Annotated in this window: 20 protein-coding genes; 14 read left to right on the top strand and 6 right to left on the bottom strand. The window is 44.8% G+C overall.

What is annotated here, in order from left to right; all coding sequences use genetic code 11:
- Positions 1–15: 15 nt before the first annotated feature.
- Both arcB and ACYX4N_RS06130 read right to left on the bottom strand, forming a co-directional pair.
- Positions 16–2,370, bottom strand: coding sequence for an aerobic respiration two-component sensor histidine kinase ArcB (arcB, locus tag ACYX4N_RS06135; RefSeq protein WP_474805257.1), 2,355 nt, complete (start codon positions 2,368–2,370; stop codon positions 16–18).
- A gap of 98 nt (positions 2,371–2,468) precedes the next feature.
- A complete protein-coding gene (locus ACYX4N_RS06130; RefSeq protein WP_476055947.1) occupies positions 2,469–3,404 on the bottom strand; it encodes an N-acetylmuramoyl-L-alanine amidase in 936 nt (311 codons plus the stop codon).
- 647 nt (positions 3,405–4,051) lie between these two features.
- Between ACYX4N_RS06130 and gltB the strand changes: the two genes are divergently transcribed.
- The 12 genes from gltB (at position 4,052) to ACYX4N_RS06070 (ending at position 17,534) form a co-directional block, all read left to right on the top strand.
- Positions 4,052–8,518 (top strand): glutamate synthase large subunit, encoded by a 4,467-nt coding sequence (gene gltB / locus ACYX4N_RS06125; RefSeq protein ID WP_476055946.1) that lies wholly within the window; start codon positions 4,052–4,054, stop codon positions 8,516–8,518.
- Between the two features lie 13 nt (positions 8,519–8,531).
- A complete protein-coding gene (locus ACYX4N_RS06120; protein WP_334056559.1) occupies positions 8,532–9,947 on the top strand; it encodes an FAD-dependent oxidoreductase in 1,416 nt (471 codons plus the stop codon).
- Between the two features lie 195 nt (positions 9,948–10,142).
- Entirely contained in the window at positions 10,143–10,586 is a 444-nt protein-coding gene (locus ACYX4N_RS06115; protein ID WP_474805254.1) for a hypothetical protein, read from the top strand.
- A 207-nt stretch (positions 10,587–10,793) separates the two neighbouring features.
- Entirely contained in the window at positions 10,794–11,381 is a 588-nt protein-coding gene (locus ACYX4N_RS06110) for a DUF2726 domain-containing protein (RefSeq protein ID WP_269916726.1), read from the top strand.
- 167 nt (positions 11,382–11,548) lie between these two features.
- Entirely contained in the window at positions 11,549–12,250 is a 702-nt protein-coding gene (locus tag ACYX4N_RS06105; protein WP_476055945.1) for a 5'-methylthioadenosine/adenosylhomocysteine nucleosidase, read from the top strand.
- 1 nt (position 12,251) lies between these two features.
- The gene (locus ACYX4N_RS06100; RefSeq protein ID WP_476055944.1) at positions 12,252–13,199 is read left to right on the top strand and encodes a cobalamin biosynthesis protein; all 948 of its coding nucleotides are present in this window, start codon (positions 12,252–12,254) and stop codon (positions 13,197–13,199) included.
- Positions 13,196–14,104 carry a cobalamin-binding protein gene (locus ACYX4N_RS06095; RefSeq protein WP_476055943.1) on the top strand — a complete coding sequence of 303 codons (909 nt, stop codon included), beginning with the start codon at positions 13,196–13,198 and terminating at the stop codon, positions 14,102–14,104. Before ACYX4N_RS06100 ends, ACYX4N_RS06095 begins: the two co-directional genes overlap by 4 nt.
- A 59-nt stretch (positions 14,105–14,163) precedes the next feature.
- Positions 14,164–14,568, top strand: a complete 405-nt coding sequence (locus ACYX4N_RS06090; RefSeq protein WP_476055942.1) for a rhodanese-like domain-containing protein — start codon at positions 14,164–14,166, stop codon at positions 14,566–14,568.
- Positions 14,569–14,688: 120 nt separating this feature from the next.
- Positions 14,689–15,090, top strand: coding sequence for a DUF2721 domain-containing protein (locus ACYX4N_RS06085; protein ID WP_071952535.1), 402 nt, complete (start codon positions 14,689–14,691; stop codon positions 15,088–15,090).
- Positions 15,087–15,683: a GNAT family N-acetyltransferase gene (locus tag ACYX4N_RS06080; protein WP_476055941.1), complete on the top strand. Its 597-nt coding sequence runs from the start codon at positions 15,087–15,089 to the stop codon at positions 15,681–15,683. The genes ACYX4N_RS06085 and ACYX4N_RS06080 overlap by 4 nt, the downstream gene beginning before the upstream one ends.
- Before the next feature lie 39 nt (positions 15,684–15,722).
- On the top strand, positions 15,723–17,081 hold the full coding sequence (locus ACYX4N_RS06075) for an NAD(P)/FAD-dependent oxidoreductase (protein ID WP_476055940.1): 1,359 nt from the start codon (positions 15,723–15,725) through the stop codon (positions 17,079–17,081).
- A gap of 99 nt (positions 17,082–17,180) precedes the next feature.
- Positions 17,181–17,534 carry a DUF1428 domain-containing protein gene (locus ACYX4N_RS06070; RefSeq protein WP_476055939.1) on the top strand — a complete coding sequence of 118 codons (354 nt, stop codon included), beginning with the start codon at positions 17,181–17,183 and terminating at the stop codon, positions 17,532–17,534.
- Between the two features lie 15 nt (positions 17,535–17,549).
- On the opposite strand, the gene ACYX4N_RS06065 is transcribed toward ACYX4N_RS06070, so the two are convergent.
- The 4 genes from ACYX4N_RS06065 to tyrS form a co-directional block, all read right to left on the bottom strand.
- The gene (locus ACYX4N_RS06065) at positions 17,550–18,239 is read right to left on the bottom strand and encodes a hypothetical protein (RefSeq protein ID WP_476055938.1); all 690 of its coding nucleotides are present in this window, start codon (positions 18,237–18,239) and stop codon (positions 17,550–17,552) included.
- A complete protein-coding gene (locus ACYX4N_RS06060) occupies positions 18,236–18,763 on the bottom strand; it encodes an RNA polymerase sigma factor (protein WP_474805239.1) in 528 nt (175 codons plus the stop codon). The genes ACYX4N_RS06065 and ACYX4N_RS06060 overlap by 4 nt, the downstream gene beginning before the upstream one ends.
- Before the next feature lie 65 nt (positions 18,764–18,828).
- Positions 18,829–19,536 carry a hypothetical protein gene (locus ACYX4N_RS06055; protein ID WP_476055937.1) on the bottom strand — a complete coding sequence of 236 codons (708 nt, stop codon included), beginning with the start codon at positions 19,534–19,536 and terminating at the stop codon, positions 18,829–18,831.
- 383 nt (positions 19,537–19,919) lie between these two features.
- Complete coding sequence (tyrS, locus tag ACYX4N_RS06050) at positions 19,920–21,119, bottom strand: tyrosine--tRNA ligase (RefSeq protein ID WP_474805235.1); 1,200 nt, start codon at positions 21,117–21,119, stop codon at positions 19,920–19,922.
- 423 nt (positions 21,120–21,542) lie between these two features.
- Between tyrS and ACYX4N_RS06045 the strand changes: the two genes are divergently transcribed.
- Positions 21,543–22,868 (top strand): OapA family protein, encoded by a 1,326-nt coding sequence (locus ACYX4N_RS06045; protein WP_474854804.1) that lies wholly within the window; start codon positions 21,543–21,545, stop codon positions 22,866–22,868.
- Between the two features lie 7 nt (positions 22,869–22,875).
- A complete protein-coding gene (locus tag ACYX4N_RS06040; protein WP_476055936.1) occupies positions 22,876–24,078 on the top strand; it encodes an anhydro-N-acetylmuramic acid kinase in 1,203 nt (400 codons plus the stop codon).
- The last annotated feature ends 21 nt before the right edge of the window (positions 24,079–24,099 follow it).

Raw genomic sequence — 24,099 nt, 5'->3', positions numbered from 1 at the left:
AGCGCGTTGCGCTGACTAGTCGTCAACCTGTTGTTCGTTTAACCAATCGTGCAGCGCCTTCATGTCGTGCTGAACCGCCATTTGAAGCTCTTCTACCCAATCGTGCACGTTCTCCCACCACGTTGGGTGATCACCTTGTTGGATTTGATTAGCGATACGTTGTACGCGAGCCAAGCCTACAGAGCCAGCTGCACCTTTAATTTTGTGAGCCTGTGAGCACACTTCGGACTTTTCATCGGCGCTTAAGCTAAGCTGCAGTATTTCCATGTATTCAGGCATTTTTTCTTGGAATACTTTGACGCTAGCGCGAACCATCTCATCCCCTATGGTATCAACTAACATCTGTAATAAGTCCATATCTAAAATGTTACTTAATGTTTTAGTTGGTTCAGGGCGCTCTACTTCGCCGTCTACTTCTAGCGGAGCTGGAGGTGCATGGAACAGCTCGTTGAACACCTCAATAACCCGAGACTTCTTGATTGGCTTTGCAATCACATCGTCCATACCGTTTTCTAAATATTCATCACGCTTTTTAATTACGTTAGCCGTTAGCGCCACAATAGGCGTCTGCATGACCAAGTCTTCTTCAATAATAGTGCTCGCCACATCAAACCCAGTCATATCAGGCAGCTGAATGTCGAGCAGGATAAGGTCGTATTGGTTCTCCCTTACCTTATCAATAGCTTCTTGGCCCGTCATTGCAACATCAACCTTTTGCCCAAGCTTCTCAAGCAAGGCTTTGGCAACCATAACGTTCAGCTCAATATCTTCTACCAACAAGATATTAAGCCCCGTCACTTGAAGCTGTGCGACCTTCATTGGGCTGTTAGAGATTTGCACTGGCAGTACAATCTCAAAACGGGTGCCTTTACCCACGCTACTAGAAACGTGAATTTCACCTTTCATTAAATCGACCATTTGCTTACAAATAGCCAGACCGATACCCGTGCCTGTGGCTGACTGGTGATCGGGGTGATCGACTTGGTAATACATAGCAAAAATCTTATCGATTTCGCTTTCAGGAATACCCACGCCGGTATCTTCAATAATGAAGGTAACGTATGCCTTATCACCATCAGGTTTCGTTGATGATACTGATAAACTCACGTGCCCCTTTTGTGTGAACTTCACTGCGTTAAACAATATATTCCACAAAATTTGGCGAAGACGGGTACCGTCAATTTCCACTAAACGGGGTAACGGCTCATTAATCGTTGTTTTTAGTTCAAGCTGTTTATCTGCCGCTAGCAGTCGAATAATACTGCTTAATTCTTCTGTGAAATCTTTTAGCGAAATCGTTTTAAGGCTTAGCTCTAGTTTATCTCTGTCTAATTTGTCGAGATCAATAATATCGTTGAAGATATTACCTAATGTAATAGCACTAGCGTAAATAGTACTTACCCAGCTAAATTGCTCATCGCTTAGCTCGGTATCACGCAGCATGCGGCTTAGGCCTACAATACCGTTCAATGGGGTACGAAGTTCATGACTGATGGTCGCTATAAAGCGCGTCTTATCGGTGCTTGCTTTCGCCGCAGCGTTTTCGGCTTGTTTACGTTCCGTCATATCTCGACCGAAAGACAATAAACCTAAACGATTACCTTCTTTGTCGAAGAAAGGTACGCGCTTCATTTCAAAGTAGCGACGACGGCCGTCAGCGAAGCGAAGCCACAACTCTTCTGTGATACTTGCGTTGGTTTCTAATACTTCATGGTCGCTTGCTACAATTTGGCGGGCTAGCTCTTCTTCGTATACATCTTTTGGCGTCAACCCAAGCAACTCTTGCTCGGTTTTGCCCGTCATTAACTCGGCAATGCGGTTACAGCCTGCAAATCGACCCTCCTCATTGCGGTAGTAAATTAAGTCAGGCGACGCATCAATGATAGAGCGCAATAGCGTGGACAAACGTCGCGCTTGAGCCTCTTGCTCAGATTTGTCTTGAATTTCTCTTTCTAAATCTTTGAACAGAGCTTCTCGCTCTTCCTGCGCCTGTTTACGCTGTTCAATTTCATGATTAAGCTGACGAATATTGCTCTGTAGTTCTCGGTTAAGAAATACGTCTTCTTCACGTAAGCTTTCTAATTGGCTAACAACTTCTTTTAAGTTGGTACGCGAATTCTCTAGCTGCTTTATTAGTTCACTGAAGAAGTAGAGTACCCAAGGCGCAGATAGCATCGTGAGAATGACTGCACTTATGAAATCGTCAGGTTGAACTTGGCTTCCCATACTCACGCGTATCACGTAAGAACCGCCTAGCGTGAACACCAGCGAAAGAACAACAAACAAAATGCTGAGCTTTAGAGTGCCAAAACGCTGAACAAATTGAGCAAAGCGGATTGCCCAAGAATCGTTTGGTGAATCTGAATGCATGTACGTCTAATCTAATCTTATTTTGCCTGTATCCTATCAGGCTTTAATCACTTCGGGAATGCGGTTTGTTGTAGCAAAGCGATGACACCACTTCACGATCACGATTTAAACGGCGACTTTTCCGTAACTTCGTGAATAAACGAGGTGTTTACCCATCCGACTTTAGTAAAAGATACTTTCGCCCAATCGCCCTGCCTCTCTAGTACTTTTAATATTTCTCCTTTATTTAAACCATTATCAATAATGGGAAATGAAGTGCCAGGCCCTTTTCTAACATTAAGCGCATTTGCACTCACATTCGCAATTTTCTTTATGGGGCTAGTTATGTCACGTCGGAATTGGTCGTGGGCTTCTCGCTGTGAATTGGTGTTATTTGAATCAGTTTCCCAAACGTTACTGTCGGGATGTAATGCGAGTTCTTTAAATTTTTGTAAGGGAAAGGCGGGGCCGGGATCTACTTTACGCGAGGGCGCAATCTCTTCATGCCCTACAATGGTAGAAATTTGGTAGTGCTCACACAGTGCTTTACACAAGGTAAGGGTTCGCGAAATTTGAATATCAGAATACTTATGCCAATAGCCAGTGGCATGCTGGTTTTTCTTTTTAGCTTCGAATACTTCGTTTTTTTCAAACACTTTACCGAACCAACTCTCATAAGTGCCGTCACTTCTTTCTTTAAGCTGGCCTGCATTATCTAGTTCAATACCTATTGAATATTGGTTTAATCCGCTACGCCCTTCGAAATGGCTTTCCCCTGCATGCCATGCAATCTTATTGGTTGGCAGCATTTGTACAATATTGCCACTGCGTCCCACGGCAAAGTGAGCAGACACGCCACTGCCTGGCCTAGTTAATACATTAACTGACGACGCTAGGCTACTGCCTGCGGTGAAGTGTATGACGATAGTGTCAGGAAAGCCCTGCTCAAAAAGCCCGGAGGTATTGGGAGAAGGCGTAAAACTTACGTCTTCGCCTGTTATTATATGGTCGTTAATAATAAAGGTGCTGTTGGGGCTTGCCTGTAATGCAGTCATTCGATAGTCCTCACTGACTCGGTAGCATGTGCTTTCAGTGAATTTTTATTCTCTAACTAACGCTAATGCGTTCGTGGAAATTACACGAATGTCCTATCAAGTGAGACACAACCTTACATACGAATAATTTTTAACCAATATAGCAAACTACTTATATGAGTGGAACCGTAACTTTACGATTTAATAAAAATACAAACAAAAGGCATTTGACAACATAAAATGACAACCTGAGAGCATAATTATTCACTTTAAAAAAGCGAATGAGAACCAATACCATTTACGCAACTAAAACTTATCATTTTTATCCGCTGATAACATTTTTGTTACAAACCTGAAAGTTCAACTACAAACCTTTGATTTTAATAAACTTATTTATATTTATACCAATTCTCTATAAACCTCGAATTTTTAGCGTTTGATTTTATTTTTCAATGTGGGTATTTTGTACGGCCCGCACAGCAATAATGCATAAACATGCGGAAAAGACTGGAATCCTCTAATAATAAATAACGACAAGAAAGGCGCATGCCGCGAGCAATACCGCTCGCAGGTTTAAAAGACGTCTAATAATGTTGTGATACGCAAACCTAGGCGCATCTACACGCAACGCATACCTTGCCCAGTCAAAAGGTTGAAGGAGTTAAGAGATGAGTTTATATAATCCCAATGATTCCCGGGACAACTGTGGGTTTGGCTTAATTGCTCACACTCATGGGGAAGCCAGTCACGAATTGGTAACTACTGCTATACACGGTCTTGACCGTATGCAGCATCGTGGCGGTATCGCCGCCGACGGGAAAACCGGTGACGGATGTGGTCTATTACTACAGAAACCGGATGCGTTCTTCCATGCAATCGCCGAAGAAAATGGCTGGAAACTCAGCAAAAAATACGGCGTGGGCATGATTTTCTTAAGTCAGGACCCAGTACTTGCGCAAACTGCGCGTGAAGTACTTAATGAAGAACTAGAAAAAGAAACACTTTCAGTAGTGGGTTGGCGCGAAGTGCCTGTCGACCGCTCAGTACTGGGTGAATTAGCGCTTACAGGCGTTCCACAGATTGAACAGGTTTTTGTGAACGCCCCTGCGGGCTGGAGAAAACGCGACCTAGAGCGTCGTTTGTATATGATCCGTCGCCGCGCCGAAAAACGTCTTGAAAAAGATCCCGATTTTTACGTAGCTTGTTTATCAGGCTTGGTAACTATCTATAAAGGCTTGGTAATGCCAAAAGATTTACCCGCCTTTTATCACGATCTTGCCGATGAGCGTATGCAAAGCGCGATCTGCGTTTTCCACCAACGCTTTTCAACGAATACACTACCACGCTGGCCGCTAGCCCAACCTTTCCGTTTTCTTGCGCATAATGGTGAAATTAACACTATTAAAGGTAACCGCGACTGGGCGATGGCACGTGCTGCTAAGTTTTCAACGCCGCTTATCCCCGACCTTAAAGATGCAGCACCTTTTGTAAATACTGAAGGTTCTGACTCATCGTCACTGGATAACATGCTGGAACTATTCCTAGCCGGTGGTATGGATTTATTCCGCGCCATGCGCTTGCTTGTTCCACCTGCATATCAAAATAACAAAACCATGGATGATGACCTTCGTGCATTCTACGAGTTTAACTCGATGCACATGGAACCATGGGATGGCCCTGCCGGCATCGTATTAACGAATGGCCGTCACGTTGCCTGTAACCTTGATAGAAACGGTCTACGTCCTGCACGTTACGTTATCACTAAGAACGGTTTCATTACCCTAGCCTCAGAAGTGGGTATTTGGGACTACGAGCAAGCTGACGTTATCGAGAAAGGCCGTGTAGGTCCTGGTGAAATGCTTGCTGTAGATACTTACACAGGCAAAATCTGGCGTTCTACAGAAATTGATGACGACTTAAAAGCGCGTCATCCATATAAAGAGTGGCTAGAAAAACACATTCGTCGTTTGACTCCTATCGAGCAGCTTGATGCCTCTCTAATTGGCAAACGCGTGTTTGACGATGATGCCATGGCGGTATATCACAAGCTACACGCCTACAGCTACGAAGAAATTCAGCAAGTGGTTAAAGTGCTTGCAAAAGACGGTCAAGAAGCCGTTGGTTCAATGGGTGACGACACCCCAATGGCGGTTATGTCATCGCGCCAGCGTACTGTTTACGATTACTTCCGTCAGCAATTTGCACAGGTTACTAACCCGCCTATCGACCCGCTACGTGAAAACCACGTTATGTCGTTAGCAACCTGTATTGGCCGCGAGCAAAACGTCTTTAGCGAAACTTCAGGTTATGCTGACCGCGTGTTGTTCGACTCGCCTATATTAATGTATACCGATCTTAAGCAGCTACGTGAATTTAACCCTGACAACTACTATTCAGAGGTTGTAGAGCTTCAATACGCACCGCAAGAAGGCTTGAAGAAAGCTATTGAACGCGTGTGTAACGAAGTAGAAATGCTGGTTAAGAACAAGCGAGCTGCGTTTGTTATTCTGTCTGACAGAAACATTAAGCAAAACCGTTTGGTTATTCCAGCAGCAATGGCGGTAGGTGCGGTACAGCGCCGTCTCGTTGAAAAGTCATTGCGCTGTGACGCGAACGTTGTTGTTGAAACAGCAAGTGCCCGCGACCCGCATCACTTTGCCGTGTTGATTGGTTTAGGTGCTACTGCGGTTTACCCATTCCTAGCATACGAAACCATTGAGCAGCTTTGCGAAAAAGGTGAACTGGATATTTCTCCTATGCAGGCCACGTTGAACTACCGTAAGGGTATCAACAAAGGCTTGTATAAGATTATGTCTAAGATGGGTATTAGCACCGTTGCAAGCTACCGTAGCTCTAAGCTGTTTGAAGCGGTGGGCGTAAACAACGAAGTAATGAACCTTTGCTTTAAAGGTGTGACTTCACGCATTCAAGGTGCGGGCTTTGATGATTTCCATCAAGACCTTGTGAACCTTAACCGTATTGCATGGCTTAAGCGTAAGTCTGTCGATCACGGCGGCTTGCTTAAATACGTTCACGGTGGCGAATATCACGCCTATAACCCAGACGTAGTGAGTACGCTTCAAAAGGCTGTAGTGTCAGGTAACTACGATGACTATCAGCAATATGCCAAGCTTGTTAACGACCGTGCGCCAGCACACATTCGCGACTTGCTAGCTATTAACCCTGATTGCGACCCTATTGATGTTAGCGAAGTAGAAGCAGCGGAGAACTTATTCCCGCGCTTTGATACCGCTGCCATGTCAATCGGTGCACTAAGCCCTGAAGCGCACGAAGCGCTGGCGATTGCCATGAACCGCTTAGGCGGTCAGTCTAACTCGGGTGAAGGTGGCGAACACCCTTCTCGTTTTGGTACTGAGAAGAACTCTAAAATCAAGCAGGTTGCGTCAGGTCGCTTCGGTGTAACACCTCACTATTTGGTAAACGCTAACGTTATTCAGATAAAAGTAGCGCAAGGTGCTAAACCAGGTGAAGGTGGTCAGCTTCCTGGTGATAAAGTAAATAAGTACATCGCACAGCTTCGTTTCTCTGTGCCAGGTGTAACCCTTATTTCACCACCACCGCACCACGACATCTATTCAATTGAAGATTTGGCTCAGCTAATTTTCGATTTGAAACAGGTTAATCCAACGGCACTTATATCGGTTAAGCTGGTATCTGAGCCTGGTGTAGGCACCATTGCAACAGGTGTAGCAAAAGCTTATGCCGACCTTATTACCGTTTCAGGCTACGACGGCGGTACAGGAGCAAGCCCATTAACGTCTGTTAAGTACGCTGGTAGTCCGTTCGAACTAGGCCTATCTGAAACGCAACAAGCCCTAATTGAAAACGGCTTGCGTCATAAAGTACGCGTTCAAACCGACGGTGGTTTGAAAACCGGTCTTGACGTAGTTAAGGCAGGTATTTTAGGTGCTGAGAGCTTTGGTTTTGGTACAGGCCCAATGGTAGCGCTTGGTTGTAAATACTTACGAATCTGCCACTTAAACAACTGTGCGACCGGTGTAGCAACGCAAGATCAAAAGCTGCGTGACGATCACTTTATTGGCTTACCTGACATGGTGATGAACTACTTCAAGTTTATCGCTCAGGAAGTACGTGAGATCATGGCTTCTATGGGTGTAGCTAAGTTCGACGACTTAGTTGGCCGCACAGAGCTACTTAAAGTGCTAGACGGCATTACTGCTAAACAAAATCGCTTGGACCTGTCGCCACTACTTGCGCAGCCTAAAGCGGGCGACCACACTCGCCTATTTTGTTCGCAAACCACTAACGCGCCTATCGATAAAGGCGAGTTAAATGCTCAGATGCTTAAAGATGCTCAGCAAGCTGTGGTAGATGGTGAGTCAATTACCCTCAAATACCCAGTACGCAATACAGACCGCTCTGTAGGCGCTCTGCTATCAGGTGAAATTGCTAAACATCACGGTAATCACGACTTTGAAGATACACCTATAAAGGTTGAACTTACCGGTACAGCGGGCCAGAGCTTTGGCGTATGGAACGCTGGCGGCCTACATATGCACCTTGAAGGCGATGCCAACGATTACGTAGGTAAAGGGATGACTGGCGGTAAGCTTGTTATCCACCCGCCGCGCGATATCTCGTATGACGCCCACGACAGCGCCATCATGGGTAACACATGCCTTTACGGCGCAACAGGCGGTAAATTGCTTGCTGCTGGCCGCGCTGGTGAGCGTTTTGGGGTACGTAACTCAGGTGCTATTGCAGTAGTGGAAGGCATTGGCGACAACGGCTGTGAATACATGACAGGCGGTATTATTGCCGTACTTGGTCCGGTTGGCGTGAACTTCGGCGCAGGTATGACAGGTGGTTTTGCTTATCTTATGGATGATGGCGACGACCTTGATAACCGTGTAAACGCCGAGCTTGTTGATGTTATGCCTATTGAAGACAAAGCGATTCTTGCTGAGCACTTACGAGGCTTAATTAATCAGCATTACGAAGAAACAGGAAGCGAGCACTCGTTGTCACTGCTTACTGATTTCGCCGCAACGCTGAAACGCTTTAAGCTTATTAAGCCAAAAACCAGTGATGTGAAAAACTTGCTTGGTCACATCAGTCGTTCAAGTGCTGAATTACGCATTCAGGCTCAGTAGGAGGATTTAGTTTATGGCAAAGAACGTATATCAATTTGTCGATGTTGAACGTATCGATCCGCCTAAAAAGCCGATCATGGTACGTAAGCAAGAGTTCGCGGAAATTTATCAGCCGCTAAGCCAATCTCAAACCGAAGGCCAAGCAGATCGCTGCTTGGACTGCGGTAACCCATACTGTGAATGGAAGTGCCCTGTGCACAACTACATTCCCCAATGGTTAAGCTTGGCAAATGAAGGCCGTATTCTAGAAGCGGCAGAACTTTCTCATAAAACCAACAGCTTGCCGGAAGTATGTGGTCGCGTATGCCCGCAGGACAGACTGTGTGAAGGTGCGTGTACGCTGAATGACGATTTTGGTGCTGTTACCATCGGTAGTATTGAAAAATACATTACCGATACGGCATTCAAAATGGGCTGGCGCCCAGATATGTCTGACGTGGTATGGACCGACAAGAAAGTGGCGATTGTAGGCGCAGGCCCTGCTGGTCTTGCATGTGCTGATATATTAGTTCGTAACGGCGTTAAACCTGTTGTTTACGACAAATACGAAGAAATTGGTGGCCTACTTACATTCGGTATTCCGTCTTTCAAATTAGAGAAAGATGTAATCAAGCTACGCCGCCAAATCTTTACCGAGATGGGTGTTGAGTTCGTACTTAATACTGAGATTGGTAAAGACATCCAGTTCCAGGATCTAATCGACAAGTACGATGCTGTATTCCTAGGCATGGGGACGTACAAGTCGATGCAAGGTGGCTTTGACAACGAACACGTTGAAGGCGTATATGATGCACTTCCTTTCCTTATAGCCAACACCAACCGCGTAATGGGCCTTGAAAAAGATCCTGCTGATTTTGTTGATATGAAAGGCAAGCGTGTGGTTGTGCTAGGTGGTGGTGATACCACCATGGACTGTGTACGCACCTCAATTCGTCAAGACGCTGCGCAAGTAACCTGTGCATATCGTCGTGACGAAGAAAGTATGCCTGGTTCACGCCGCGAAGTGGTTAACGCTAAAGAAGAAGGCGTTGAGTTTAAATTCAACCTACAGCCTCTTGATATAGCCGTTGATGAAAATGGAAAAGCCTGTGGCGTTAAGTTCGTGAAAACTGAAATGGGGCCGCCAGATGTAAATGGTCGTCGCCGCCCTGTTGAAGTAGAAGGTTCTGAACACGTACTTGAAGCAGATGCTGTTATCATCGCATTTGGTTTCCAACCAAGTCCTGCGCCATGGTTTGCCGATTTCGGCATTATGCTTGATGAGAAAGGTCGCGTACGCGCGCCTTCTGCGGGTAAATTTGCTTTCCAAACCTCACACCCACAAGTGTTTGCTGGTGGTGATATGGTGCGTGGTAGTGACCTTGTTGTTACCGCTATCGACGAAGGCCGTAAGGCTGCCGAAGGTATCATGGATTATATTGGCGTTTAACCTTCGCGAATATTCTCTGTTATTAAAGCTCGATAGCCTCGCTATCGAGCTTTTTTGTTTTACACGCCACAGAAGATACGAAAAGCTCTTCTTACATACCTTAATAGACCAAGGTTTAGTTGAAGCAAAAGAATAACGCCTCTAGTATCGTAAAAACGAATAAAGAATATCGCCCACTGGATAAAGAACCTACCTATGAAGCACGTAAACACTAAGAAGCTTTTATTTTGTTTAGCATTAGCCTCAGGAAGTGCCTGTTTTGCAGACACTCTTTCAGTAGATTCTTCGTCGAACGCCCAAGTTAATGAGCAAAAAGTTAACCAGGGTGCGATGCCGTCTTTAAGCCAACCTTCTATTGTGTCGTGCCCCGCCGAGTTTCAGCAGGTGAAAATATCTAATGATGCAAGACAGTGCCAAGCCTTCGAAAAAGACACGTCGGCAGTTATGGTTTATCACTCACCACGCTCCCCAAGTGAGATACTTAGCGAATACCAAGGCGCTCACCCACTACTTAAGCCCCATCCAGCTATTAGAGGCCGTACATTATTGTCCTCTCAAGATAATGCCGTAAGGGTAGTTATAAGCCCTGACAATGCCGGTTCTCAGGTTGATATTCTAGTCACCTCAAAAAATCAATAAATACATCGTAGAAATCTGCCAACAAAGCTAATGTTGGCACCCGCTTTGCTATTTCATCAATAACTACTTCATGACAGCAATAAGCGTCATTTTTATGACGCCTATGCCGTAAACGAAGCTCATGCGGCTAAGCTATATACACTGGGCCAGGCTGACCTTCAGTTACTCATGTCATGACTTTTTCTATTGATATTTGCGAGGGTTACGATGGAATTGGCAATTATTTTAATGATGTTACTTATAGTCGTTGCACTAGGTGCCATAAAGTTGTCAGACGGTGGAGTAGCATTTCCATTTAGGCGGAAAGCACAACTGTTCACTCCGGTAGAGCATACTTTTTTAAACCTTATTGAACAGGCCATGGGTCGAGAGTTTAGAATAGTGTGCCGCGTACGTCTTAATGACCTTGTATCAGTACGTCAATCAACCAACAAGAAGACAGCAAGCCAAGCGCTTAGCAGAGCATCTAGCAGACAACTCGACTTTGTACTGGTCGATAAACAAGATATGAGCCCTGTTATGGCTATCGATTTGGTTCACAGCCAAGGGAAAGAAGGCTATAAAACGCAAAAAGATTGGTTTGTAACGGGCGCTTTAGATGCAGCAGGCCTTCCGCACGCAAGGATTAAAGTTAAATCTGGCTACACGGTTGACGATATTCGCGAGTGCTTGGAAAACAAACTGATCCCTTATCGCCGTTTACAAAATAAAATGGCACAGCTACCTACGCACAACCCAGAACCACCCAAGCGCCCTACCCGTCCTGTGCGTTCAAGCAGACCAGCTGCCGCCTGAAACGGTTAATCAGAGCTTCCCCTAGCCTTTGTTACTTTGCTGTTTTCTTACTCTCAAATAGCGGTAACAAAGGCATTTTTCTGTCAGTTTCTCTATTTTCCTTATACAATTAGTGCATTCAATAGCGTGTTCACGCTTTTAACTCTCTTAACACCCTCGGTAATGTTATGAAAAAAATTGGTATTTTAGGTGCAATGGATGAAGAAGTTGCGCTACTTAAAGCATCGCTTTGGAACGTAAAAGAAACACAGTGGAAACACCTTACATTCTATGAAGGCACACTCAACGACATTGAAGTGGTGTTGGTTAAATGCGGCATTGGTAAAGTAGCAGCGGCTATCGCTACCACTGTATTGATTGAGCAGTACGCTCCTGATGCAGTTGTTAATACAGGTTCTGCTGGTGGTTTCGACAAGAACCTGAATATTGGTGACTTAGTGATAGCAAGTCACGTTATTCACCACGACGCCGATTTAACCCATTTTGGTTACAAGCTGGGTCAATGTGCAGGTATGCCTGAAGATTTTCGCTGTGATACCGCATTGATGGAAACAGCACGTAGTGCAGCTGCAGAAATTACTTCATTACAATCGACAACGGGCTTGATTTGCACTGGTGATGCATTTATCGGGAGCGATGAAGCGGTGGCGGAATTGCGTGAAAACTTTCCTGATATGAAAGCGGTAGAAATGGAAGGTGCGGCTATCGGTCAAACCTGCCATATGCTAGATACACCGTTTCTTGTGATTCGCTCGTTATCAGATATTGCTGGTAAAACTTCGTCAGTGAGCTTTAAAGAATATTTAGACACTGCTGCTAAGCATTCTGCACAGCTAGTTATGGCAATGATCAAGGCCCTCTCAAAATAATATGACAGAGGTAATTAGCGACCCGCAATATCAGTCGCTATTAGTACTTTGGCTGGCTCTCGCCGTAGATGCCTTGTGGCGCTGGCCCCAAAGTACACATCCCCTAACACTCATGCGCTATCTTGTTTTGCAAATGGGACGTAAGGTAGTGCCGTCTCGCGACTTCGGCCCATCTCAACACTACATTTCAGGTTCGTTAGCCGCTCTAGTTTTACTTGCGCCTTTAGTAGTTTGTATCGCCATCTTAGTGTACATGGCTCAGTACCCCGTTTTCTTTGAAGCAATTATTCTTGTCGCGGTGCTCGATTTTGGCTACCAGCGCCAGCAGTATAAAAAAGTACTGGCAAGTGTAGGTAGAAACAAAAAGTCTCTTGCCCGAGAAATGGTCCAAACCATTACCGCACGACAATGTAACTCTCTAACAGATATCGGTATTGCTAAAGCAGCGATTGAGTCGCTTTGGCTTAAATTTCTTTACCTGTATTGCGGCGTTATTTTTTACTTTGTGGTTGCAGGGCCAATAGGCGCATTGATCTATAGGTTACTTTTGCTTACGTCGTGGCAATGGCACTACCGCACGCCTGCAATGGCACTCTTTGCAAAACCCGTTCGCAAGCTGGTTTATTTACTTACCCTTCCACCCGCTGCTATTGGCGGCTTTATAACTCTTCTTATTAGCCATCCCGTAAAAGGCATTAGCGCTATAAAACGCTCACCAGTAAAAGATAAGACGTCACTGCTTCTGGCGCTTATGGGTGGTGTACTAGATGTAAAACTGGGGGGCCCTGCCATTTATGCTAATAAGAAATTTCGATATGCCCGCGTAGGAGGCGTAAATGACGTTAAGTATTCTCACATGTTAAAAGCTAAAAACACGATTACTTTGGCTATGATAGCAACGAGTTCATTTGCATCTTTAACCCTGTTTGCCATGGCCGTTGCGCTATGAAAATATTGCGCGCACTAAGCGCTTTTTCTTTTTTTCTGCTGTGCTCAATGCCTATTTGCGCACATGCCAACAAAGCAACAGAGCCTACCGTCGGGACAAGAAAAATTACCAACGAAGAGCAACTTCCTTCCGGCGGTTTAAATGAACAATTGGATGCGGAACCTTCCGACTTAAAAATAATTAGCCTTGCACCACACCTTACAGAATGGGCATTTAGTTTAGGTTTAGGGTCAAACCTTGTAGGTGTAAGCGACTACAGTGACTATCCAGAAGCTGCCAAAAGTATTCAACGAATAGCCGATTTTCAAGGTGCTGACATTGCGGCAATAGTGGCGTTAGAACCAGATTTAATACTTGCTTGGGACGGAGGTAACAAACCTCAGGATATACATAAACTTTCTTCAATGGGGCTTAATGTATTTACCAGCAAGGTTGGAAATATCACAGATATTGGTAGTGAAATAAAAAGGCTTGGTGCACTTACTAACACGCAAAAAAAAGCCACCCAGCTCGCCAATGATTTTCTCAGTGAGTTAAAAAACCTAAGACTAAAATACGATAAGAAGCCACGTAAACCGGTGTTTTACTATTCATGGACGGCGCCACTTATGACTATTGGCCCCAATGCATGGGGAAATAAACTATTAAATGTTTGTGGGGCGCAAACGCTATTTCACGATAGCCCGATTGATTATCCTCAAGTAGCGGTTAAAGACGTGCTAGTTCGCCAACCCTATGCACTCATTGCCGCCTCCAAGAGTTCACACGAAGACCTAGAAGTATTTTGGCGCGCCCATCGCGGGTTTCTTGATGCACCGCTTATTGTGGTCGACCCGGATGTCGCTAGCCGCTTTTCACTACGATTAATAAGTGAACTAAAATCATTATGTGAAGGTATTAAATAAAACGCATAAGCGTTATACTTAAGTCTAAAATATCAGTAAGAAGGTAAGAGCATCTTTTCATGCGGATTGTTGTTGCGGGTTTTCTAGTTATTGTTAGTGTTACATTATTCGTTTCGCTTCAGTGCACAGCGAAAGCGACCGCGCAAGCTTCTGTTGCCGCTTCGCCTTATCTTATCGAACGGGTCGCTAACAATGACTGGCTGCTTATTGATGTTCGCTCACCTAAAGAATTTGCCGATGGTCACATTCCTGGTGCCGTGAATATGCCCCATGAGAACATCAATGACTACCTCAGCGAATTAGAAGGCCACAAAAACAAACCTATCATCATTTACTGCCGTTCCGGTAGACGCGCTAAATTGGCGATGAAAGTGTTGGAAGAACTCGATTTCTCCGAAGTCATGCATTTAGAAGGCGACATGTTAGGCTGGAGCGCAGCAGGCATGACAGTAGACAGAATGTAGCCTAGCAGCTTGCCCCTAGAAACTAGGCAATGTTCTATAAACCAAGCGCTTAGCTGATAACTGTGTGTAACGCATCCCCTGTGATACACTTCCTTTATTCGACGATTGCATGAACCACCTATGAAAATAGATATTGCTACTCCGGCTATGTTATTTCCGGCAATTTCTTTATTGCTTCTAGCCTATACCAATCGCTTTTTAACCCTTGCGACAATCATCCGAAATTTTTCAAAAGAAGAGAAAGATGACAACACTCAAGCGCAAATAAAAAACCTTCGGTTGCGCATTCAACTTATTAAGCGTATGCAAATAGCGGGGGTGGGTAGCTTTTTTCTTTGTGTGGTCTCAATGTTGGCCATTTATCTCACCTATCAACAAGTGGGAAACTGGGTTTTCGCGGCAAGTTTAGTGTCACTACTCTATTCATTGTGGATGTCGGTGAGAGAAATTTTGATTTCTGTAGAAGCGTTAGATGTTCACCTTGATGGGATGAAAAATGCCCCTCATAAAGAAAAAACATGACGCCAACCACTCAAATGAATCATTTTGTTCAAAACGATATAACTTACGAGCAATTAGCGCCTGAGCTTTTTCAAGGCGTGATTTTTCTTGGTAATTACGTACATGGTGACAACTACCTCACTAACGAGTTGCTCGCTGATTACTACACCAAAAGTTTTGTTGGCAATACTAATGCTAGCTGGGTAGCACTATACAAAAATAAAGTGGTGGGTTTCAGGCTTACCTTTGCACATACGCAGTGGCAAACCGATGAGTGGTGTACGCCTACTCTTTGGCCCGTAGAGTCAAATACCGTATGTTATTTTAAATGCAACACTGTAGACCCCGCCATGCAGGGTTGTGGAATTGGCAGTGCGCTATTACGCAAGTCTATAAAGTGTGCGCAAGCTCAAGGTGCAGAAGCGGGTTTAGCGCATATTTGGTTGGCAAGCCCGGGCAATAGTGCATTTAAATACTTCACCAAAAATGGCGGCCAATTGATAAAAAAACACGCCAACAAATGGCGCTACGCATCTATTCACGAGGGCTATGATTGCCCAGTCTGTGAGGGCTACTGTGAATGTGAAGGTGCGGAAATGCTACTACAATTCTAATGCCCAACATGACGTAAACGCTCACAGCCATCTTATTTTATGACCTACGACCCTCTTATTTCCCGCGGCGTTTCATCAATGCTTCCCGCGCCCAAAAGCTACTGGCATGCCACGCATAAGGTGCCAGCACTGCCGCCTTTGAACAAAAAGGTTGATTCCGAATATCTCGTTATCGGGGGTGGCTATACCGGCTTGTCTGCTGCAATTACGCTTGCTCAAGCTAAGCAGGATGTTACGCTATTTGATGCAAACTCACTTGGGTTCGGCTGTGCAGGCCGCAATGGCGGCTTTATCCTCTCTGGAAGCGGTAGACTGTCGTTAAGCGCTATAGAAGATAAATGGGATCATACAGTCGCCATGGGCATGCAGGCCGAGTTTGACGGCGCCGTGGATTTGCTTAAAAAGCGTATTACAGCCTTTGATATGCAGGTCGATTTAGTAGAAGGGCCTTATTTAAAATTGGCCCATAACGTTAAGCAAGCCGAGCAACTATACGCCAGTGCTAATCATCTAGCATCAAGCTTCAATGTACCAAGCACTACCCTCACTTCAAAAGACCTTGCTGCCCGTTTTGGAATAAACGGGGCTTACGGTGGCATTGAACTTGAAGGTGCATGCTTACACCCTTTAAAACTGGCAAGTGAATATGCAAGAGTCGCTAAAGAACTTGGTGCCACACTTTTTTACGACTCACCAGCCATTCGCATTGAAAAGCAAAAAACAGGGTTCCTTGTCACCACGCCGAGCGGCTCGGTATCTGCTAAGCATTTACTCATTGCTACTAACGCCTATACCCCCAAACGCTTTCACGACAGCGTAGACAATAAGCAATTCCCCGTACAGTCGAGCATCTTTGTTACCGCCCCTTTAAATAAGGAACAACGCGCATCGACCGGGTTGACCACTCCCATGAGCTTTATGGATACGCGAATGATGAAATACTACTATCGGGTATTGCCAGATGGTCGATTGTTATTTGGCGGTCGTGGTGCCGTAAAAGGTAAAGATGCAGATAACGTTTCAGATAAGCAGCGCTTATACCGCGCTATGGTTAAAAGCTTCCCTTCACTTAGCGGAATCGCCATGGATTATTTTTGGAGTGGTTGGGTGAGCGTGTCGCTAGATAGCATGCCACGTATTTTCGTAGACAGTGAAGCCAGCAGTAATAACGCAAACCGTTCTGCTTATTCTATCGGTTATGCTATGGGGTATTGTGGTTCAGGGGTTTCCTTTGCCGCCTTTGCCGGGCAGCGGCTTGCTCAGCGAATGATGGGCACAAGCGACCTCGACTTATCTCTTCCTATTTATCAATCGCCCCTTAAAAAATATCTATTTCCCAAGGCAAGAAGACTAGCGCTGCACGGTTTATATCAGTGGGCTAAAATTGCAGAGCGTTAGTCTTAGTAGATTGTTTACGAAAAGTCTGCCGTATTCACCATTGCGTACTGTTCGTTATTTAGGCTATGTTAGTATTCTAATCACTGACGGAGCCACCTCATGTCATACATCGATGCCTTTACTGTAGCCGTTCCCACAGAAAACAAAGCGTTATACATTGAACACGCCAAACTCGCTGGCGATATTTTTAAAGAGTATGGTGCCACTAAAATTCTTGAAGCTTGGGGTGACGATGTACCCGACGGTGAGATAACGTCTTTTCCTTTAGCGGTACAAGCCAAAGAAAATGAAACCGTGGTGTTTTCTATCGCGTTCTGGCCATCAAAAGAAGTACGCGATACTGCGTGGAAAAAAGTAATGGAAGATCCACGAATGCAGGAGAACGAAAACCCCATGCCTTTTGACGGTAAACGCCTTATTTACGGGGGCTTCGTTCCTATGTTGGAATTGTAACACTATCAGTTTCAGCTATTTCATATCCTCTATTTTCTTTAGCGCCGACGGCAAATCGGCGTTTAGCTTTTTGTACCTGCGGTATACGATATAGACGACCACGCTGTTTATCACCAGCTGCGTGCCCCACAGAGTATAGGCGTTGAACATGACTACGTTGAAAATGGCTAATACAAATAACCCACACCAAAGTGCTGCACACCCATAAAGACTAATTTTCCAGTAATGTAACTGCTGCTGTAGCTGGGTTTGTTTAAATGACAGCATCGAATGCACATCTAACGTTTGAGCTTTCCACTGTTTTTGTCTTACCCGATATCCCCATACCCCAAAAGCGGCAGGGATAGGCGCCAGTACCGTGAATAACAAAAATTGGTACGTGGAGAGCGGCTCAAACAATACCAAAATCAAACACCACACTGAAACCGCAAGCCCGAGTAGCAAATCAACGGCACCTTTTAGTTTTAGTTTAAACCTCACGCTTTTGATTTCTTTAAACAGTGAATCTGTATCTACCGAAGGGGTTGCATTCTTATAGGCACTTTGCCACTGTGAAAATTGCTTATCTAACTCGCTCATTTGCGGGCTGTTGGCGCTAGTATCTGATTCTTGGTCACGCACACCTTCTCTGTATTCGCTAACGAGTTTTTTATCCTCGCTAATAGCTTTTTTATCTTCGCTAATCACTTTTTTGTTGTCGCTCATGGCTGCTGCTCCATTACCTGAGTAAGCTGTTGGCGGGCTCGAGCTATTCGCTTGGCGACAGCGCCCTCGTTGATGCCCAACATATTGGCTATTTCTATCTGACTGAACCCTTCTAGCATCATAGAAAGTACCTGTCTGTACTTTATTTCTAGCTGACGTAAGCCTGTCATAAGATCCATCGCATTCTCTTGCAACGTCGCATCACGAGATGAACCGGCGCCCGGTGCATTAGAGGGGTCAAATTCTCCGTCGTGGGTGAACTCTTTGTGTCGCTGCTCTTTAATTACGTGGTCTACCGCCTTGTTATGCGCAATTTTGGCCACAAAGGTTTTCACACTCGCCTCACCGCGAAAGCCACTATCACTACCTTTCGAAGCTCCATCAAAGGCGCGCCAGACCGCCAGTGACATTTCTTGTATCAGTTCATCTTGAAGTGATTTATTGGCCTCAAACGTTGCGGCAATACGCGCCATAAGCGGCGCGTATTCACTGAGCAGTTTTTCTATTTGAATGGTTTCTTTCACTGCAATTCCATTTTTATTCTTATTAATTCCACGCATTAAATAGCTGGTAACTTTTTTGTTGTCGATTAGCGAAACAAACGTTGGTAAGCAATAAAGCACACACAAGAAACAACAGGGCCGAACACTAACCCCGACAGTGCGAAGGTATAAGGTGCAAGTGCAACTGTTAAGAAAATCATGGCACCTATTACCAACATTGGCTTATAAGCTCCCGCTACTGTAGCAATACTATTTGAAAATGACGCTGAAAGTGAACGATGCTTTAAAATAAGCAACATAGGTACAAATAAAAGCAGTAGGTTTATTGGTGTTGCCGAGCCCATCATTAGGCTTACTTTCCACGCCGGTACGTCTACCACATTACCGCTTGCTAATGCCGCTACTGGTTCTGCTCCCATTAACATAGCGCCAATTTGAAACTGCATCCATGCGATCAACGGACCGGTTAAACTCCAAAGTGCGATGTTTGCCCATGAACGTACGGTTCCGCCCGTTAAGCTTACCTTGCCTTTTACCGCTAAATTAGCAATGGCCAACCACATTACTGTGGCTAAAAGCGGGCTTACCCATTTAGATATCCCTAAACCTACAGGACCTGCCAAAGCCTGCATAAGGCCAGCAGTAAGTAGCGTAGCAAATGAGAGCCCTAATAGTTTAAATGGCGCTTTTGCAAAAAGCTGCCAGCCCTCTTTAAGCCATGTGAGCGCTTCTTTAGCTGGAAGACTTTGGTTAACTTGTTGGTATGTTGCACGGGTTGTAGTTACAGTTGTCATCACATTATCCTTTCGCATTGCGTAAGCGTATATTTAAAGGTCAGTTGACCTAAGTATCATTGGAATTTCACCCAGGCTGCTACGCGTAAACTGCTCATCGTACAGTTGGGATTATTGTTTAACTTTTCCCCTATAGACGATGGCTATGACAAAAAACTGACAAACTTTTTTCAAAAAAAGTGAATAAAATTAAAAATACAATTAAATCAACCATTTAAACAATAAAAAGCAAATCCCTCACGCCCAAACGGGAAGTACAACGCTGTTGCATATCAGCAAAAAATCCTTTTTTTAGAAATTTCGCCCTTTCTTGAACGAGATATTTAAGGCAAAAAAAAGCCCGCTTAAATAAGCGGGCTTTCCAATACTAGCTTAGTGAAGCGTTAAGCTAACGTGATACGGGCAAACTTGCGCTTACCTACCTGATAAACGTTTTCACCTTTTTCAGTGAGCACTAGACGGGTGTCTTCTACTTTGTCGCCGTTTATTTTAACTGCGCCCTGTTTGATCATGCGCATGGCATCTGACGTTGAACCAACAAGTTTCGCTTCTTTTAATAAATTGCCGATAGCGATGCCTTCTTCACCTAGCGCTACTTCAAGCTCTGGCATGTCATCAGGAATAGCATTTTTCTGGAAGCGTTGAATAAAGTCTTGGTGCGCGCCTTCAGCGGCAGCATCGTCGTGGAAACGAGCGATAATTTCTTTTGCCAACATGATTTTGATATCACGCGGATTTTCACCGCCTTCAACGCGCGCTTTAAGCTCTGCTATCTCTTCTAACGGACGGAAGCTGATAAGGTCGTAGTAACGCCACATCAAGTCATCAGAGATAGACATCACTTTACCAAACATATCGTTTGGCGCGTCTGTGATACCAATGTAGTTGTTCAATGACTTCGACATCTTTTGAACACCGTCTAAGCCTTCAAGTAGCGGAACCATCACAATTGACTGCTGCTTTTGGCCTTGCTCTTTTTGAAGCTCACGGCCCATTAGCAAGTTGAAACGCTGGTCAGTACCGCCCATTTCAACGTCTGACTCAAGGGCTACCGAGTCCCAACCTTGCACCAGTGGATATAGGAATTCGTGGATAGCAATAGGCTGGCCGTTGTTGTAGCGCTTCTTAAAATCATCACGCTCTAGCATACGCGCCACGGTTTGGCTTGCCGCAAGTTTGATCATACCCGCCGCACCAAGACCGTCCATCCACTCAGAGTTAAAACGAATTTCCGTTTTATCTTCATCAAGGATCTTGAACACTTGTTCTTGATACGTTTTAGCGTTTTCTAATACCTGTTCTTTACTTAAAGGCTTGCGTGTGACATTTTTACCTGTAGGATCGCCAATTAGGCCAGTAAAATCACCAATAAGAAAAACAACTTTGTGGCCTAGTTGCTGGAATGTACGCAACTTGTTGAGCAACACAGTATGACCTAGATGCAGATCAGGCGCAGTTGGATCAAAACCCGCTTTAATGGTTAGGGTTTTGCCGGATTTTAGTTTTTCAATTAAATCCTCTTCGGGGAGTATTTCATCAACGCCCCGTTTAATCTCAGCTATCGCTGTTTGCCAATCTTTCATTTGTTAATCACACTCTACATAACTGTACATTCAATATTGGCGGGCATTTTACGCTTACAACGGAACCATTAAAAGCTTTGCGCGTCAAAAAAGGATTACAAACAGTCATGTTGTTAAACCCAACAGCTTTGAACGCAAAATTAGCGTATTAATATAGCTGAATTGAAAGAGAGGGGAAGGGCTTTCGCAAACACGCGGTAACCCCACCCATGGGCGCTCCGCCACCGCTTCCCTGCGGTGGAGAGTTTGCTCCAACCCTCCCCTTACATTCACTGATATTTAGATAGCGCATTATGTAATTGCGAGTTTAAGAGCTATTGGGTGTAACAATTTGCGCTAACAAAATAATGAGAAAAGTTGCATTTTTAAGCAACGTATGTGAAATAGTGTTGTGCACATAACATTTCTCAGGTGGGCTGTAGTATGAGAAAGAAATTAGACGCTTCAAAAGCGCTACATTTATATAAAAATTTACCTAAGCAACATAGAACCGGCATTGCGATCGCAAGCTTGTTTCTTGGTGGGCTTATCCTTTTGCCGTCGGAGCCTGTAGAGGCTAGCCGTCATCAAGAGGCACATATCTTAGACGCAGGTGTCCGCTACCCTGTAGATCTTAACATTACACCGTCAACCGACGTTTTTTCGAATGAAGAAGAGTCTACTTGGCAAACGTATAAAGTGCGAAGTGGCGATACCCTAGCAAAGCTGTTTAAGCGTGCAGGGTTCACATCGCGCGATGTTTACAATGTGACTCAGGCTGGTGAACTAACAAAAACGCTTGTTACTTTATTGCCTGGCGACGAATTATCGTTTAAAGCGAACAAAGACGGTAGCTTTGGCGAGTTAAAGTACAAGCTATCTTCAACGGAAACTCTTTTCGTTCGTCCGGATTCGACTGACGAGAACAGCAGTCTTGTCGCTGAATTAGAAAAACGCGATGTAGATATTCGCTATAACTTTGCGCAAGGTGAAATTCACTCAAGCTTTTGGAATGCCGCGAGAGATGCTGGGCTTACCAGCAACCAAATTATGAATTTGGCAGGTATTTTCGGCTGGGACATAGATTTCGCAATGGAAATACGCTCTGGCGATACGTTCAACGTTGTTTTTGAAGAGCAATACATTGATGGGGAGTTCGTGGGCTACGGCGATATAGTAGCAGCGGAGTTTACTAACCAAGGCGAACAATTCAGTGCAATTCTTCATGAAGACGGTACCTACTACACCCCGGAAGGGCGTAGCATGCGTAAAAGCTTTTTACGTGCGCCAGTTAATTTCAGATACGTCAGCTCTAATTTTACTAAGGCACGCTTTCACCCCGTACAAAAACGCTGGAAAGCGCACCGAGGTACCGACTACGTAGCAGCCGTTGGTACACCGATTATGGCCGCTGGCGATGGAAAAGTTATCAAAGCAGGCTATGATAAATATAACGGTCACCATGTATTTATTCAGCACGGCGAGAAATACACCACTAAGTACCTTCACTTTAAAAAACGTGCGGTCAAAGTCGGCGACATCGTTAAACAGGGTCAAACGGTAGGTTACCTTGGAAGTTCTGGCATGGTGACTGGTGCGCATCTTCACTATGAATTTTTGGTAGATGGTGTGCATAGAAATCCACGCACCGTAGAACTGCCAAAAGCTTTACCCATAGCAAAGGAAGAGCGAGAAAGATTTATGGAAATTGCAAAACTTCGTCAGCAGCAACTCAATAACAACAAACGTATTATGCTCGCGATGAAATAGTTGCGCTATGGCGAAATATATTGGCTTGATGTCAGGCACTAGCATGGACGGCGTTGACGCCGTCCTATGTGACATCACTGCAACGACGTGCAAAACGCTTTCAGCACATACAATTCCCTACCCTAGCGAACTGCTTCACGCGCTTAATGATTTGTGTAATGAAGGCCCTGACGAGCTCAATACGCTCGGCATTGCAGATAGACTCGTTGCAGAAGCCTTCTCAGAAGTTACTTTAGCGTTACTTGATAAAAACAATCTTAAAGCGTCAGATATCACTGCCATAGGCTCCCATGGGCAAACAGTGCGTCACTACCCAAATTCTGACGTGATGTCTGGCCATTTTACCAGCCATTCTATCCGAGGCTTCACTTGTCAGATTGGCGACCCTAACACTATCGCTGCGCTAACCGGCATTGATGTTATCGCCGATTTTAGGCGCAAAGATATTGCGTTAGGCGGACAAGGTGCACCCCTGGTCCCCGCTTTTCATAATGCGGTCTTCGCCACTGAAAACAAATATCGAGCGTTGGTAAATATTGGCGGTATCGCAAACATCTCATTGCTTGCGCCAAAGCAAGATGACATACCACCTAGAGGGTTTGATACTGGGCCAGGTAACACCTTGATGGACCAATGGATTAGCCTACATTTAAATGAAAGTTTCGATAAAGACGGGAAATGGGCCGCGACAGGACAATGCCATAGCGGCTTACTAGGCAGGTTTTTATTAGATAACTACTTTTCTTTACCCGCACCTAAGAGTACAGGTAGAGAGCATTTCAATATTGATTGGTTAAGCAACGCCCTTGCTGATTATTTTCCCTCTAGTGCAGACCTGCAAAGCGAAGAAGAAAACAACAATTTAGCTCCAGAAGATGTTCAAGCCACTTTGCTCACACTTACCGGCAGCACTATCGCACAAGAAATAATGAAACACCTCCCAAAAGCGAGTGATGCGAACTTACAAAGTGAAGTGATTGTGTGCGGTGGCGGCGCGTTTAATAAAAAATTAATGTCTTATTTGAACAACGCTTTGAGCGACTATGCCGTAGCTGACAGTTATGCTCTGGGCATACATCCACAGCATGTAGAAGGCGCCGCGTTTGCGTGGTTTGCACATGCTTATTTGAATGATATTCCCGGTAATGTGCCTACAGTGACTGGCGCTTCAAAAGCAGCGGTTTTAGGTGCGCTATTTAAAAAAGCATAAAAAAGAGCCACTGATGCAATC

This window comes from Alteromonas sp. ABH4_452, from assembly GCF_056311825.1.
The sequence above is the reverse complement of the archived record's forward strand: the minus strand, read 5'-3'. Positions and strand labels throughout refer to the sequence as shown.